This window comes from Streptomyces virginiae (assembly GCF_041432505.1).
GTDB classification, from domain to species: Bacteria; Actinomycetota; Actinomycetes; order Streptomycetales; family Streptomycetaceae; genus Streptomyces; species Streptomyces virginiae_A.
This window is the reverse complement of the sequence record NZ_CP107871.1, coordinates 4,321,344-4,334,916: the sequence shown is the minus strand read 5'-3', so window position 1 is coordinate 4,334,916 and position 13,573 is coordinate 4,321,344. Positions and strand designations below refer to the sequence as shown.

Genomic DNA, 13,573 nt, shown 5'->3' with positions numbered 1-13,573 from the left:
CGCAGGGGGCTCGGGTACGTACTCGTTGATGCACGGGGCCAGTTGGCGTTGCCGGGAACCACCCGGTGCGGGTCGTCGTCCTTAGCGGCGGCCGCCGGTCCCGGTGGCCGGCGCGGGTCGCGCTCCACCCCCGCGGGACGTTTGATGGACCTGTAAGAACCTGCACGAACCGTGTGAACCTGCTTCTGGCGGACAGTGACGCGAAACCTGTACGTGTGGTGAGACACCGGTTACATGGTGTGATGTGGCCCTCGGCGTTCAACGGAAAGGAACGAGCGCACATGCGCGAGATCCTCGGAAGGCGTCTCCAGCGGCTCCGTGATCGCTTTCAATTCCTGCGCCCCGACCCGGTACAGAGCAACGACTCATCGGCTCTCCTCGACGCGGCGCTCGTCTGCGTCACCACCTGGCAGTGGCCCGTCCTGCCCGGCGTCGGCCGGTCCGGCGCCGACGGCAAACGATGTGCCTGCCCCGACCCCGACTGCGCCGTGCCCGGCGCGCACCCCTTCGACCCCGGACTGCTCGCCGCCACCACCGACCCCCGGATGGTGGCCTGGTGGTGGACCAACCGGCCCACCGCCCCCGTCCTGATGGCCACCGGTGGCACCGCCCCGTGCGCGGTGAGCCTGCCGGCCGGCGCGGCCGCGCGCGCCCTCGTACGACTGGACGCGCAGGGCATGCGACTCGGTCCGGTCGTCGCCACGCCCACCCGCTGGGCGTTGCTGGTGGAGCCCTACTCCCTGGAGCGGCTCGGCGAACTGCTGTACGCGAAGGATCACGTGCCCTCCTCCCTGCGCTTCCACGGTGAGGGCGGCTACCTGTTGCTGCCGCCCTCCGCCGCGTCCAGCGGTGGTCAGGTGCGCTGGGAACGGGAGCCGGGCGCGCAGCCGCCGGCGCGGCAGCCGCGGGCACGTTCGGCGCGGGCTCAGGTGCCGCAGGCGCCGGCGGGAAGCCTCTGGCTGCCCGAGATCGAGGCGGTCGTGGACGCGCTGGTCGAGGCCAGCAGCGGCGCGCCCGGTGGCGGCAGCAGGCTCGCGTACTGACCTGCGGGGCCTGTGAGGATCACTCGTACGGGTGCCAGCGGGACGAGTTTCCAAGGGAATTGGGCGCGGGGATCTCCGCGCCCCATTCCCTCCTCGCTATGTTCGGCGAATGAATCTCCGCCTGATCGGTATCGGCGCCGGTGTGTTGATCATCTTGTCGCTCCCGCTCGCCGGCGCGATCGCCGGGCCGGACTTTGCCGGTCAGGACGACGGAAAAGGCGGCGGCGTGTTCTCGGCGCTCGGTCTTTCGGACTCCTCCCGCACATCCCCCGCCGCGCCCGCGCGCTCGGCGCCCACGGCCGACCCGCAGCAGCCCGGTCCGGCCGAGCAACCGCGTACGGATTCGAGCTGCGGTCCCGAGCTGTCCTCGCCGCACGGGGTGGAGGCGCAAACCTGTGTATTGGTCGGCGAAGGCCGGACGTGGGGCCGGAGTTACTACCGGAACACAAGTGGTCGCACTTTGGACGCGGTGCTCACGATGATGGGTCCGGCCGGGCGCACGGTCCAGATTCGGTGCGCGGTGGGCGCGGGGGACGAACCGGGTTTGTGCGAGACGCCCAAGGAGGCTTCGGCCGGCGGCCCGGAGAGTTACTCGGCCGTAGCGGAGTTTGCAGTTCCGGATGATGAAGGGGAACTGCTCTTGAGGTCCGGGAGCAACTCACCGGCACCGGGTGACCGTTGATCGGACCCGGAAAATCAAGGGCCCGGTCGCTGGCGACGGGGGATGCACCAGCGACCGGGCTACAAGAACGGTAACAAGAGATCGCCTGTACGCAAATTCGATCTCCGATATTCAGACACCGATTTGCAGACGATTAGCGGGAGTTGTGACTCCGGTCACCGGCTCCGCGCGGGCGCTCGGTCAGCTGAGCGTCACCTGGCGGTTGGTGAGTCCGCCACGTGCCCGGCGCTCCTCCGTGGTCAGCGGGGCGTCCGTGGCCAGCGCTCCGGCCAGCCGTTCCGCGAACTCCGCCGCGGGCTTCTCGACGTCGTCGGCCGTGACCCCGGTGGGCAGGTCCCAGACCGGGACCATCAGGCCGTGGGCGCGGAAGGAGCCGACGAGCTTCGTGCCCTCGCCGAGCGAGGTGGTGCCGGCCGCGTGCAGTCGCGCGAGGGCGTCGAGCAGCTTCTCCTCGGGGTGCGGCATGACCCAGCGCAGGTGGTTCTTGTCCGGCGTCTCGCACCAGTAGGCGGCGTCCACGCCGGTCAGCTTGACGGTGGGAATGGCGGCCGCGTTGGCGCGCTCCAGCGATGCGGCGATCTCCGGCGACGCGTTCTGGGCGTTCTCGGATTCCGGAATCCAGAATTCGAAGCCGGTGTGCACAACCGGCTCGAAACCGCCGTCGGCGTCCAGGAGATCCTGAAGTCGGGGCCCCTCGGCGGGAACCCGGCGAGCGGCGACCGGCGTACCGGGCTCCGCCACGAGGGCGCGCTCCAGGGTGTCGGCCATGTCGCGGCCGAGGTCCCCGGAGGACGAGTCGTTCTGCAGGCCGAGGAGGACGGACCCGTCCTCGCGGCGCAGCGCGGGCCACGCCATGGGCAGTACGGTCACCAGGGTGACGGAGGGCACGCCCTCGGGCAGACCGCCCTTGAGGGACAGCGGGACGGTGGCGGCGGGCACCAGCTCGCGCAGCGCGACCCAGTCGCACTCGCCCGGAAGCCCCTCGAAGGGGCGCCGTACGTGCTCGGTGACGGCGTGCGCGGCGGCTGCGCCGTGACAGGCCTTGTAGCGGCGGCCGGATCCGCAGGGACAGGGCTCGCGGGCGCCCACGACGGGGATCTCACCGTTGTTGAGCTGCGGCTTTGCAGTCTTGGCTGCGGGGCGCTTCTTGGCCATCGTGCGTGTCTCCCGGTTGCGGCGGTACGGCGTCGTGTCTGGGCGCGAGCCTAGCCGTTCGTACCGCCGGAACCGGTTGGGTGCGGCCGGGAGCACGGTCGGCGTGCGCTCCCGGACGGCCGCCTGTGCGGATGACCGGTACTGCTGTCGTGCTGTCTTGCTCTCGTGTCGTTCGTGCGGTCGGGGATCCCTGTTCAGGAATCCAGGTCGTCGAACGCCGTACTGAAGTCGATCGCCGGGGGCGCAACGCGCGTAGCGAAATCGTCGTGCCGGGGCCCACAGGCAACGATCACCCACACGGTGACCTCACCCGCCGCTCCGTCCCGGACACCCCAGTCCTGGGCCAGGGCGCTGATGATGTTCAGCCCCCGACCGCCCCGTGCGGTGACCGAGGGCGTGGCAGGAACCGGGCGGGTGGGCCCGCCTCCGTCCGTCACCTCGACCGTCAGTCGACCCGCTCTGTCGACGCGCCATGCGGCGCGTATCTCCCCGTCCCCGACTTCCCGAGAGCCCAGCGGCCTGCCGTGTCGGCAGGCGTTGCTGAGCAGTTCGGAAAGGATCAGTACGGCATCGTCCACGACCGATTCAGGCACTCCGCTGATACGCAGTTGCTCGCGCATCCGGTGTCTTGCCTCGCTCACGCCCGCAGGACCATGGCGTACGTCCATGCACGACGACGTGGGCACTTCTTGTGCCACCACCAACGCCACCCCCGGAACCTCCTTAGCCCCACGCATGGTCTGGATGCCCCAATGGCCTGGACCGGAAACCGCCGAAGCAGCCCGAAGCGGGCCCCCCTGACGCATTCATGCCGATCGAATGCGGAGCGGATGCGCCGGGGCACACCCTGTAACGAACGGGTCAGGGGTGGCGGGTGCGCAAATGGGGGCTTCAGCGCCCGAGTTGGGACAGAACCTGGCGGGGTCTGTTCGTGATGATTGCTTCCACGCCCAGATCAGCGCAGAGCTGAACGTCTTCGGGTTCGTTCACGGTCCATACGTGTACGGAGTGGCCCGCGCCCTGGAGCTTGTGGATGAAGGCGGGGTGATTGCGCACGATCCGCATCCCGGGGCCCGCGATCGTCACGCCGGCCGGCAGCCGCCCGTCCCGCATCCGGGGCGAGATGAACTGCATCAGATACACGGTCGGGATCGTCGGCGCGGCCGCCCGGACCCGGTGCAGGGAGCGCGCGGAGAAGCTCATGACCCGCACCGGGTGCGGACCCTCGGTCGGTGGGGCGTCCAGACCGAAGCGCTTGAGGAGGGCGAGCAGGCGCTCCTCCACCTGTCCGGCCCAGCGGGTCGGATGCTTCGTCTCGATCGCGAGCTGCACCGGCCGTCCGGCGTCGGAGACCAGCTCCAGCAGGCGCTCCAGGGTGAGGACGGAGGTGCGTTCGGGGTCCGCGTCCCAGTCGGGGGATTCCTCGCGGTCCTTCCAGGAGCCGAAGTCGAGGGCGGCGAGATCGGCCAGCTCCAGGGCGGAGACGGCGCCGCGGCCGTTCGAGGTGCGGTTCACCCGGCGGTCGTGGACCAGGACCAGATGGCCGTCCGCGGTCAGTCGGACATCGCATTCGAGGCCGTCGGCGCCGTCCTCGATGGCCTTGCGGTAGGCGGCCAGGGTGTGCTCGGGGGCATCCTCCGAGGCGCCGCGGTGGGCGACGACCTGGATGGTGCGCGGCATTGCGTGGGTCACCGGGTCATGGTGCCACCGAGTGACGCCCGGGCGTCGGGGTGGACCCCGGGAGTGCATCCGAAATGTCGGATATAAAGAATGGGGAGAGATGCACAGGTCCGGCTTACAGTGCTCTGACGGGTCATGGGAAAGGCTTTGCCCAGGAACTTGTGCGGCACGTCGAACGTTCAGTCGGACCGATATCGCCAGAGAATTTTCCGAAGCCGTGTGTGACGAGGAGAGAGCGCTGTGAGCAACGAGAACGAGGGCACCGCGGCCCCGACACCCCCCGCGGCCCCGTCCGTACCCCCTGCTCCGGCCTCCGCGACGCAGGGCTCGGCCCCCGCGCCCGCCACCGGCGAGCCGGTGACCCAGCAGCTGCCCCCGACCCCGGCGCCCGGCACCGAGCCCACCCAGCAGATCCCGCCCGCACCGGCGGCCCCGGCCTACGGTCAGGCTCCCGCCCCGGCCTACGGTCAGGCTCCCGCCCCGGCCATGCACGGGGCCGAGGGCTGGCCGCCTCCGCCGCCCCCGGTGCCGGCGTACGGCGCGGGCGGCCACGGCGGCGGCGCCTGGGGCGCTCCCCTGACCACCGACGGCCACCCCGCGCCCAAGCCGAAGGGCAAGGGCGGCCTGGTCGCGGCCGTGCTCGTGGCGGCCCTCCTCGCGGGCGGCATCGGCGGTGGCGTCGGCTACTGGGCCGCCCAGCGCAGTGACAACGGCACCGGCTCCACCACGATCAGCGCCGCGAACACCCCCAAGGACCTCAAGCGCGAGGCCGGCTCCATCGCCGGTCTGGCCGCCGGGGCCCTGCCCAGCGTGGTCACCATCGAGGCCTCGGCCGGCGACGGCGAGGGCGGCACCGGCACCGGGTTCGTCTACGACCAGCAGGGCCACATCCTCACCAACAACCACGTCGTGGCCTCCGCCGCGAACGGCGGCAAGCTCTTCGCGACGTTCTCCGACGGCAAGCGGTACGACGCCGAGGTCGTGGGCCGTGCCCAGGGCTACGACGTCGCCGTCCTCAAGCTGAAGAACCCGCCGGCCGGCCTCAAGCCGCTGCCGCTGGGCGACTCCGACAAGGTCGCCGTCGGCGACTCGACCATCGCGATCGGCGCCCCCTTCGGCCTGTCCAACACGGTCACCACCGGCATCGTGAGCGCCAAGAACCGTCCGGTCGCCTCCGGTGACGGCTCCGGCAGCAAGAACTCGTACATGAGCGCCCTCCAGACGGACGCCTCGATCAACCCGGGCAACTCGGGCGGCCCGCTGCTCGACGGACGCGGCGCGGTCATCGGCATCAACTCCGCGATCCAGTCGGCGGGCAACGGCGGCTTCGGCGGCGGCCAGGCCGGTTCCATCGGCCTCGGCTTCGCCATCCCGGTCAACCAGGCGAAGAACGTCGCCGAATCGCTCATCAAGACCGGCAAGCCGGTCTACCCGGTGATCTCCGTCTCGGTCGACCTCCAGGCCAAGTCCGAGGGCGCCAAGATCTCCGAGCAGGGCGCGGCGGCGAACGAACTGGTCGACCCGAACGGCCCGGCCGGCAAGGCGGGCCTCAAGCCCGGCGACATCATCACCGAGTTCGGCGGCAAGCCGGTCGACAGCGGCCCGACCCTGATCAGCATGATCTGGACGTACAAGCCCGGCGACACCGTGAAGCTCACCTACCTGCGCGGTGGCAAGCCGACCACGGTCGACATCACGCTCGGCTCGCGGGTCGGCGACAAGTAGCGGCACCCCGGCACCACCGGTCGCGGCGGCGACCCGATCAGGAGGGGCCGTAGGCGGGATTCCGCCTACGGCCCCTCCAACGTCCGCTTATGCTTCGCTCGTGTTCGATTCTCGGCACATACGGACCTTTCACACGGTGGTCGCCTCCGGGTCGTACTCCGCCGCCGCCCGCGTGCTGGGGTACACCCAGCCCGCCATCACCCAGCAGATGAAGGCGCTCGAACGCGCCGTCGGCACCCCGCTGTTCACCCGCGTGGGCCGCAAGATGCAGCTCACCGAGGCCGGGGAGTCCCTCTCCCGGCACGCCGAGACCATCCTCGGCAACCTCTCCGCCGCCGAGGCCCAGCTGAGGGCGTACGCCCGGCTACGCACCGGCCGCGTCAGGCTGTGCGGCTTCCCCAGCGCCAATGTCACCCTCGTCCCCGAGGCCCTGAGCGGCCTGGCCAAGGACCATCCGGGCATACAGGTGGAACTGCTGGAGGGCGAGCCCCCCGAGTCGCTGCGCCGACTGGAGCGCGGGGAATGCGACATCACCCTGGCCTTCACCTATCCCGGCCTGCACGAGGAGATCCCGGAGGAGGTCGCCGAGGTCAGGCTGATGGAGGACCAGCTGACGGTGCTGCTCCCGACCGGGCATCCGCTGGCCCGCCGCCGCGCCGTGCACCTGGCAGACCTCGCCGAGGAACGCTGGATCGCGGGCTGCCCGCGCTGCCGGGCGAACCTGCTGCACGAATGCGCGGAGCTGGGGTTCGTGCCCGACATCCGGTTCGCCACCGACGACAACCTGGTCGTGCAGAGCCTGGTCGCACAAGGGCTGGGCGTGGCGATGATGCCGGCGCTGGTGCTGCCCTCCCTCTCGCTGAGCCGGGTCTGCGGGCGGGCCCTCCAGCCCGCCGCTCGCCGGCACATCGCCGCGTACGTCTACCGCGACCATCTGCGGATCCCGGCGACGGCCGTGGTGCTCGACGCGCTGAAGCAGGTGGCGGGAAACCGGGTCGGCTGCTGACCGATCCATAAGCGGTGCTTGGGATTTCAGGTCATAACTGTCGTTGGACGTGATGGAACGTCGGCAGCACGCTGCCGATATGACCACCACCACGCCGGCCCGCACCACCACGAGGATGGCCGCCCTCGTCAGTGAGATCCGCACGGTCGTGGAGCGGGGGCTGGCTCCCGACCTCACCGCGTACCTGGTGGGCGAACGGCTCGCCCCGCACCTGGGCGCGCCCGACCTGCTGACCCCGGCGCAGCAGGAAGGCGACCCGGAGCGCTACCGGCAGCACATCCTGCACGCCGAGTCCGACGGCAGCTTCTCCGTGGTGGCACTGGTGTGGCTGCCCGGGCAGGAGACCTGCATCCACGACCACGTGTCCTGGTGCGTGGCAGGGGTGCACCAGGGCGAGGAGAGCGAACGCCGCTTCCGGCTCGCCCCGGGCGCCGGTCCCGCCCGGCTGGTGGCCACCGAGGACGTGGTCAACGCCCAGGGCGAGGTCTGCGGGTTCGCCCCGCCCGGTGACATCCACAAGGTACGCAACTCCTGTACGACCAAGGCGATATCGGTGCACGTGTACGGCGCCGACGTCTCCCGGCTGGGCACCAGCATCCGTCGCGTCTACACGCTCCCTGTCGACTGATGGCCCTCCTCCACCGCCCTCAGGGCACGCCGGTCCGGCCTGTTTCACGTGAAACACCCACTCCGTGGCCCGGGTTGGCGATGGCAGCGGGCGGCGCGCTGACGGCCTGGTGCGTCCATCGCCTCGTGCCCGCCGTGCCGATGCTGACCGCGTCGGTGGTGCTGGGCATCGCGGTGGCGCACCTGCCGGGCCTTCGGACGTTCGTACGCGCGGCCGCACGCCCGGGCCTCTCCCTCGCCGGTCGTCGGCTGATGCGGATGGGCATCGTCCTGCTGGGCCTCGGCCTGGGACTGGACCAGGTGCTCCGGTTGGGCTGGGCCACGGTGGCCATGGTGGTCGGCGTGGTCGCGGCCACCTTCCTCGGCACGCTCTGGCTGGGCCGCCGGCTGGGACTCCCTGGCGATCAGCCGCTGTTGATCGCCACCGGGTACTCGATCTGCGGTGCCTCGGCGATCGGCGCGGTGAGCGAGGTCTCCGGGAGCGATGAGGAGGATGTGGCCGCCTCGGTGGCACTGGTGACTCTCTGCGGCACGCTCGCCATAGGGATACTCCCGCTCCTTCAGGGGCCGTTGGGACTCTCCGACCTCGCCTTCGGGCGGTGGGTCGGCGCCGGCGTCCACGATGTCGGCCAGGTCGTGGCCACCGCGCAGACCGCGGGCCCCGCCGCCTTGGGCGAGGCGGTCCTGGTCAAGCTGATGCGGGTGGCGCTGCTCGCCCCGCTGGTGGCGGCCGTGGCCTTCTCGGTGCGGGCCCGGCGGCGCGGGGTGCGTACCGCCTCGGGCCGCAGGCCGGCGCCGGTGCCGCTGTTCGTGCTCGGGTTCCTGGCCGCGGCCGCGCTGCGCGCCACCGGGGTCCTGCCCGAGGTAGCGCTGGAGTGGGCACACACCGCTCAGGAGGCCTTGCTGGCGGCGGCCCTGTTCGGCCTGGGCAGCGCGGTGCACCTGCCGACGCTGGCCCGGACCGGCGGGCGGGCCGCGGCACTGGGCCTCGGGGCGTGGGTGGTGGTCGCAGGCGTCTCGTACGCGGGCGTGATGCTCACCGTATGACGCGGCATGACGCCGTATGGCATTGCAACGACGTGGAGTTGGCCATTTCCTGGCCGGAACCGACCGAACGTTCCGACTGCCCGCTGACATTGCGACGTGCCCGTGCCACTCTGCCCCCGGCAATCAGCACGACGCACGACGCACGACGCACGACGCACGACGCACGACGCACGACGCACGACGTTCCACGAACCGCGCACAGCCGATCCGCACCGACCGTTCTTCACCCCCACCCTGCCCGGCTTCGCCACCCGGCCCGGGCACGGCAGAAGGAGTCATGCGTGAATCGTCATCGCACGGCCTTGTCCGTCCTGCTCGCGGCCGGCGCCCTGGTCGCGAGCGCCCTGACGGCGGCCACCCCCTCGATCGCCGCGGATGCCCCCGCGTCCTTCCGGCAGCAGCACACCCAGGGCTTCTGGACCGCCGAGCGGATGCGCGCAGCCGTCCCGCTCGACGTGACGGCGGTCCCCGGAGCGGCCCGTACCCCGGTCGCCACGTCGGCGACCCCGACGACCGTCGCCCCGACGGCGGCCGCGTCCCCCACGGCGTTCCCGCAGGCGGGAGGCGCCTGGACGGCCGGCGGCGCCGTGGTGAAGACCTCGGGGCGCGTCTTCTTCAAGATGGGCGACCGGACCGCGTCCTGTTCCGGCGACTCGATCACCAGCGCCAACGGCAGCACGGTCATCACGGCCGGCCACTGCGTGAAGTACCAGGGCGCCTGGCACACGAACTGGGTCTTCGTCCCCGCCTACAACAACGGCTCCGCTCCCTACGGGCAGTGGTCGGCCACCAAGACCTTCGCCACCGACCAGTGGGCCGCGAGCGAGGACATGAACATGGACGTCGGCCTCGCCGTCGTCGCCCCGCTGAACGGGCAGACCCTCAGTCAGGCCGTCGGGGCCCAGGGGATCGCCTTCAACGGCGGCTACAACAAGAAGATGTACTCCTTCGGCTTCCCTGCGGCGGCCCCGTACGACGGCAGCAAGCTGGTCTACTGCAGCGGCAACAGCGGCAAGGACTTCCTGCTGACCAAGGACCACAGCCTGGGCTGCAACATGACCGGCGGCTCCAGCGGCGGCCCCTGGTTCCAGGACTTCAACGAGGCCACGGGCCTGGGCACCCAGGTCTCGGTGAACAGCTTCGGCTACACCTTCCTCCCGAACCGGATGTACGGCCCGTACTTCGGCAACGAGGTGAAGGCGGCCTACGACAAGGCCCAGACCTCCTGACCCCAGAGCCGCTCCCGCCACTCCCACCTGGCCGGTACTCTGTACCGGCCAGGTGGGTTGCCCGAGCGGCCTAAGGGAACGGTCTTGAAAACCGTCGTGGCGCGAGTCACCGTGGGTTCAAATCCCACACCCACCGCACCAGGTCAGACGATGTGCTGATCAGAAGGGGTGTCCCGACCAGGGGCACCCCTTCCGCCGTTCCCGGGCCTCGATCAGCTTGCGGGCGAACTCGACCGCGTCGTCCCTACTCCGCCGGGGCAAGGCGGGCGAGGCGATTCCCGGCTTGCCGGTCCGGCGGGCGCGTGCTGAAGGAAATGCGCAGGTCAGGGCGGATTCAGGGGCGCGTTTCCGGCGGATCCGGGGAGGGCGGGCGCGAGGGCCGAGCCACGGTGTTGGGCCTTCCGAGTGGTGTTTGTCGGAAGATCGGCGCGCGTCGTGGGGGCGACGCGGTTGCGACCACATCATGACGAATGTATTCAGATCCGCCCGTCCGAACATCGTGAATCGAGGCACCTCGTCATGACTCAGCGCAGCATCCTCACGTCGATCTGGACCTCCGTCCTCGCCGTCCTGATGGCCGTCCTCTCCGGCTTCGGTCTCGCAGTGAAGTCGGCCCCGGCCGCCGCCGCCCTCGCCGCCGCGGGCACCGAGGGCGCCGAGGCCACCGCCGTACGTCGGCCGGCCGTCGCGGCCCGGCGGAGCTGGCGGGCGATGATGCGGGGCGGTTCGCTGCCGCCGACCATCAAGCAGCGGATCCGCGCCGAGGCGCACGGCAAGACGCCCTCCGTACGACGTTCCACCACCGCCGCGGCCATGGGCGCCGGGACCGGATCCGGGACCGCTTCCCGCACGTCGACCTCGCCCGCAGCACCCGCCGCACCGCACGCCGCGGTACCCGCGCCCGCAGCCGCAGTGCCGGCAGCCGCCACCGGTGCCGCCCGGGACGGACTCGCGCTCGCCGCGTAGTCCCGTAGCCCGGTACGTGCGTCCTGTACGCGCAGTCCACGAGAGCGCAGAGCAGAGCAACGCAGAGCAACGCAGAGCAGAGCAGAACAACGCACGGCAGTCGCAGGGTCCGGTTCGCAGGCGCACGCGCCGCCGCCGGACAGGAGCAAGGGCAAAAGCGGTAGCGGTATCGAGAACCGCGGCAAGAACAGCAGCACGAGCAACAGGCAGAAACAGTAGGCAGAAGTCGCAGGCAGAAGCCGCAGCCAGAAGCAGCAGTCAGAGGATCAGCAGGGACAAGAGCAGCAGTAGGCCTGGTATCAGGCGCTGGAGCCCGGTCGGTCGTGACCGTGGATCGCGCTACGAGGGTGCCCTTGGGCAGGGCATGGATGGATCACCCCGGCTCACGCCGGGGCGCGCAGGGGGCGTGAAGCTTGGCATTGCAGGGCCGCAGGCCCGGGAGACGGTGGGGTTCCCGGACGGCGCGGCCCTTTTCGGCATGCTCGGGACAGGCGGTCCGGCGGAACGCTTCATCCCTTGCGCGGCGCGGGATTCAGCCGCTTCCAGGGCGCTGACCTGGGGCTTCGAGGGCGCGAATGAGGTTTATCCGATGTTGGTCATACTTGCGGGGGAATCGGCTGCTCCGGGGTGGTTCGCCGGGGATTCGGTGGGCAACTCTGGTCTCGCGACGTCGTCACCACACGGAACGAACCACCAAGGCGGTCGGCCAACTGCCTTGTGAAGAGTCCCATTTCGGTTTTCTGGAGGATCAAGACATGGCAAGCATCCGTACCGCCCGCGTCATCGCCGCCGTCGCTGCTCTCCCCCTCGCCGCCGCTCTCTTCGGCGGGGTGGCGTCGGCCGACAACGGCGCCTTCGCGAACGACGGATCGAATGCGAGCGTGGCCGGCGTCGTCGGCAGCGGTGTGGGCGGCGACAACAACGGCAACTCGTCCACCTCACAGCAGGTGGCCACGGGCTCCGGCGCCTCCAACCAGAGCAACACCGCCCAGGTGAACGGCTCGGCCCTCACCGCGATCGACCAGTCCCACACGGCCGTCGCGGTCAATTTCGTCCCCTGGTGGTAGCCGCGGCCTGAGCCGCTCCGATTCTTGAGGGCGCCTGTGCGACCGGACCGGCTGGGGTCCGGTAGCGCAGGCGCCCTCGCGCATGCCGCCCCGACCTTGACACCACGGGTGAATCTGACGGACAGTCAGGTTCCCTCGATGATGTGATGCCGGGAGGCCTGCGCCGTGCACCTCGCCCCGACCGAAGGCCAGTTGCGGCTCCGCGCCGAACTGCGCGCGTACTTCAAGGACCTGTTGCCTGACGGCCCCCCCGACGACCCGGCCCGCCAGCGCGAACTCCTGCGCCGGATAGGCGCCGACGGACTCCTCGGCCTCGGCTGGCCCGTCGAGTACGGCGGTCAGGGCCGCGGCGCCGACGAGCAGTTCGTCTTCTTCGACGAGGCCTACCGGGCCGGTGCCCCCGTTTCCATGGTCACGCTCAACACCGTCGGCCCGACCCTGATGAAGTACGGGACCCAGGAGCAGAAGGACTACTTCCTCCCCCGGATCCTCGCGGGCGACGTCGTCTTCGCCATCGGCTACTCCGAACCCGAGGCCGGCACCGACCTCGCCGCCCTGCGCACCCGCGCCGTCCGCGAGGGATCCGACTGGCTGATCGACGGGCAGAAGATCTTCACCTCCAACGCCCAGAACGCGGACTGGATCTGGCTCGCCTGCCGCACCGACCCCGAGGCCCCCAAGCACAAGGGCATCTCGATCATCCTGGTGCCCACCGACACCCAGGGCTTCTCCTGGACGCCGATCGACACCGTGGGCGGCCTCACCACCACGGCCACGTACTACGACGGCGTCCGCGTGCCCGCAGGTCATCTCGTCGGCCCCGAGCACGGCGGCTGGGGCCTGATCACCAACCAGCTCAACCACGAGCGCGTCGCCCTCGCCGCCATCGGCATGCAGGCCGAGGACTTCTACGCGTACGCGCTCGACCACGCCCGCACCCCCGACCCGGTCACCGGCGACCGGTCCGCCGACCGCCCCTGGGTGCAGTCCCGGCTCGCCGAGGCGCACGCACGCCTGGCCGCCGTACGCCTCCTCAACTGGCGCCTCGTCCAGGACGTGGGCAGCGGCGCCCTGGCCCCCGGCGACGCCAGCGGAGTGAAGTTCCTCGGCACCGAGTCCACCGTCGAGGTGTACCGGATGTGCCAGGAGGTGGTGGGCGAGGAGGCCCTCATCCGCGGGCCCGCGGCCTTCGCGGGCGGCGAGCTCGAACGGATGAACCGGGCCGCCCAGATCAACACGTTCGGCGGCGGGGTCAGCGAGGTCCAGCGGGAGATCGTCGCCATGATGCGGCTCGGTATGAAGGGGAGGAAGCGATGACGGCGGACGCGGATGCGGACTCGCACGAC

At 70.8% G+C, this 13,573-nt stretch carries 12 protein-coding genes, 1 tRNA gene and 1 pseudogene; 11 read left to right on the top strand and 3 right to left on the bottom strand.

The features are described from left to right. The first annotated feature begins 281 nt into the window (after window positions 1-281). A complete protein-coding gene (locus OG624_RS20240; protein WP_033223322.1) occupies window positions 282-1,043 on the top strand; it encodes a bifunctional DNA primase/polymerase in 762 nt (253 codons plus the stop codon). A gap of 109 nt (window positions 1,044-1,152) precedes the next feature. After that, entirely contained in the window at window positions 1,153-1,725 is a 573-nt protein-coding gene (locus OG624_RS20235) for a hypothetical protein (protein ID WP_033223324.1), read from the top strand. A 180-nt stretch (window positions 1,726-1,905) separates the two neighbouring features. Here OG624_RS20235 and OG624_RS20230 read toward each other — a convergent pair whose 3' ends face one another. The 3 genes and pseudogenes from OG624_RS20230 to OG624_RS20220 form a co-directional block, all read right to left on the bottom strand. Then, window positions 1,906-2,880: a DUF5926 family protein gene (locus tag OG624_RS20230; RefSeq protein WP_033223326.1), complete on the bottom strand. Its 975-nt coding sequence runs from the start codon at window positions 2,878-2,880 to the stop codon at window positions 1,906-1,908. Between the two features lie 194 nt (window positions 2,881-3,074). Beyond that, window positions 3,075-3,661 (bottom strand): annotated as a pseudogene (locus tag OG624_RS20225) (ATP-binding protein). Between the two features lie 110 nt (window positions 3,662-3,771). Further along, window positions 3,772-4,560 carry a glycerophosphodiester phosphodiesterase gene (locus OG624_RS20220; protein ID WP_208869387.1) on the bottom strand — a complete coding sequence of 263 codons (789 nt, stop codon included), beginning with the start codon at window positions 4,558-4,560 and terminating at the stop codon, window positions 3,772-3,774. A 240-nt stretch (window positions 4,561-4,800) separates the two neighbouring features. Here OG624_RS20220 and OG624_RS20215 point away from each other — a divergent pair, with 240 nt between their 5' ends. From OG624_RS20215 to OG624_RS20175, 9 genes are all read left to right on the top strand, one after another. After that, window positions 4,801-6,285 carry a S1C family serine protease gene (locus OG624_RS20215; protein WP_033223331.1) on the top strand — a complete coding sequence of 495 codons (1,485 nt, stop codon included), beginning with the start codon at window positions 4,801-4,803 and terminating at the stop codon, window positions 6,283-6,285. A 100-nt stretch (window positions 6,286-6,385) separates the two neighbouring features. Further along, on the top strand, window positions 6,386-7,291 hold the full coding sequence (locus tag OG624_RS20210) for a LysR family transcriptional regulator (protein WP_033223332.1): 906 nt from the start codon (window positions 6,386-6,388) through the stop codon (window positions 7,289-7,291). 79 nt (window positions 7,292-7,370) lie between these two features. After that, window positions 7,371-7,919, top strand: a complete 549-nt coding sequence (locus tag OG624_RS20205) for a cysteine dioxygenase family protein (RefSeq protein ID WP_033223334.1) — start codon at window positions 7,371-7,373, stop codon at window positions 7,917-7,919. After that, complete coding sequence (locus tag OG624_RS20200; protein ID WP_033223336.1) at window positions 7,919-8,965, top strand: YeiH family protein; 1,047 nt, start codon at window positions 7,919-7,921, stop codon at window positions 8,963-8,965. Before OG624_RS20205 ends, OG624_RS20200 begins: the two co-directional genes overlap by 1 nt. A gap of 281 nt (window positions 8,966-9,246) precedes the next feature. Beyond that, window positions 9,247-10,194, top strand: coding sequence for a trypsin-like serine peptidase (locus OG624_RS20195; RefSeq protein WP_033223337.1), 948 nt, complete (start codon window positions 9,247-9,249; stop codon window positions 10,192-10,194). 51 nt (window positions 10,195-10,245) lie between these two features. Continuing rightward, a tRNA-Ser gene (locus tag OG624_RS20190) sits at window positions 10,246-10,330 on the top strand. A gap of 383 nt (window positions 10,331-10,713) precedes the next feature. Further along, the gene (locus tag OG624_RS20185) at window positions 10,714-11,160 is read left to right on the top strand and encodes a DUF6344 domain-containing protein (protein WP_033223338.1); all 447 of its coding nucleotides are present in this window, start codon (window positions 10,714-10,716) and stop codon (window positions 11,158-11,160) included. 755 nt (window positions 11,161-11,915) lie between these two features. Beyond that, the gene (locus OG624_RS20180; RefSeq protein ID WP_033223340.1) at window positions 11,916-12,227 is read left to right on the top strand and encodes a hypothetical protein; all 312 of its coding nucleotides are present in this window, start codon (window positions 11,916-11,918) and stop codon (window positions 12,225-12,227) included. Window positions 12,228-12,392: 165 nt separating this feature from the next. Next, window positions 12,393-13,544 (top strand): acyl-CoA dehydrogenase family protein, encoded by a 1,152-nt coding sequence (locus OG624_RS20175; protein ID WP_033223343.1) that lies wholly within the window; start codon window positions 12,393-12,395, stop codon window positions 13,542-13,544. Window positions 13,545-13,573 lie beyond the last annotated feature (29 nt).

Excerpts from the sequence above, each read along its gene's own strand:
- OG624_RS20240 (WP_033223322.1), top strand. The coding sequence starts at position 282 with ATGCGCGAGATCCTCGGAAGGCGTCTCCAGCGGCTCCGTGATCGCTTT.
- OG624_RS20235 (WP_033223324.1), top strand. The coding sequence starts at position 1,153 with ATGAATCTCCGCCTGATCGGTATCGGCGCCGGTGTGTTGATCATCTTG.
- OG624_RS20230 (WP_033223326.1), bottom strand. The coding sequence starts at position 2,880 with ATGGCCAAGAAGCGCCCCGCAGCCAAGACTGCAAAGCCGCAGCTCAAC.
- OG624_RS20220 (WP_208869387.1), bottom strand. The coding sequence starts at position 4,560 with ATGCCGCGCACCATCCAGGTCGTCGCCCACCGCGGCGCCTCGGAGGAT.
- OG624_RS20205 (WP_033223334.1), top strand. The coding sequence starts at position 7,371 with ATGACCACCACCACGCCGGCCCGCACCACCACGAGGATGGCCGCCCTC.
- OG624_RS20200 (WP_033223336.1), top strand. The coding sequence starts at position 7,919 with ATGGCCCTCCTCCACCGCCCTCAGGGCACGCCGGTCCGGCCTGTTTCA.
- OG624_RS20185 (WP_033223338.1), top strand. The coding sequence starts at position 10,714 with ATGACTCAGCGCAGCATCCTCACGTCGATCTGGACCTCCGTCCTCGCC.
- OG624_RS20180 (WP_033223340.1), top strand. The coding sequence starts at position 11,916 with ATGGCAAGCATCCGTACCGCCCGCGTCATCGCCGCCGTCGCTGCTCTC.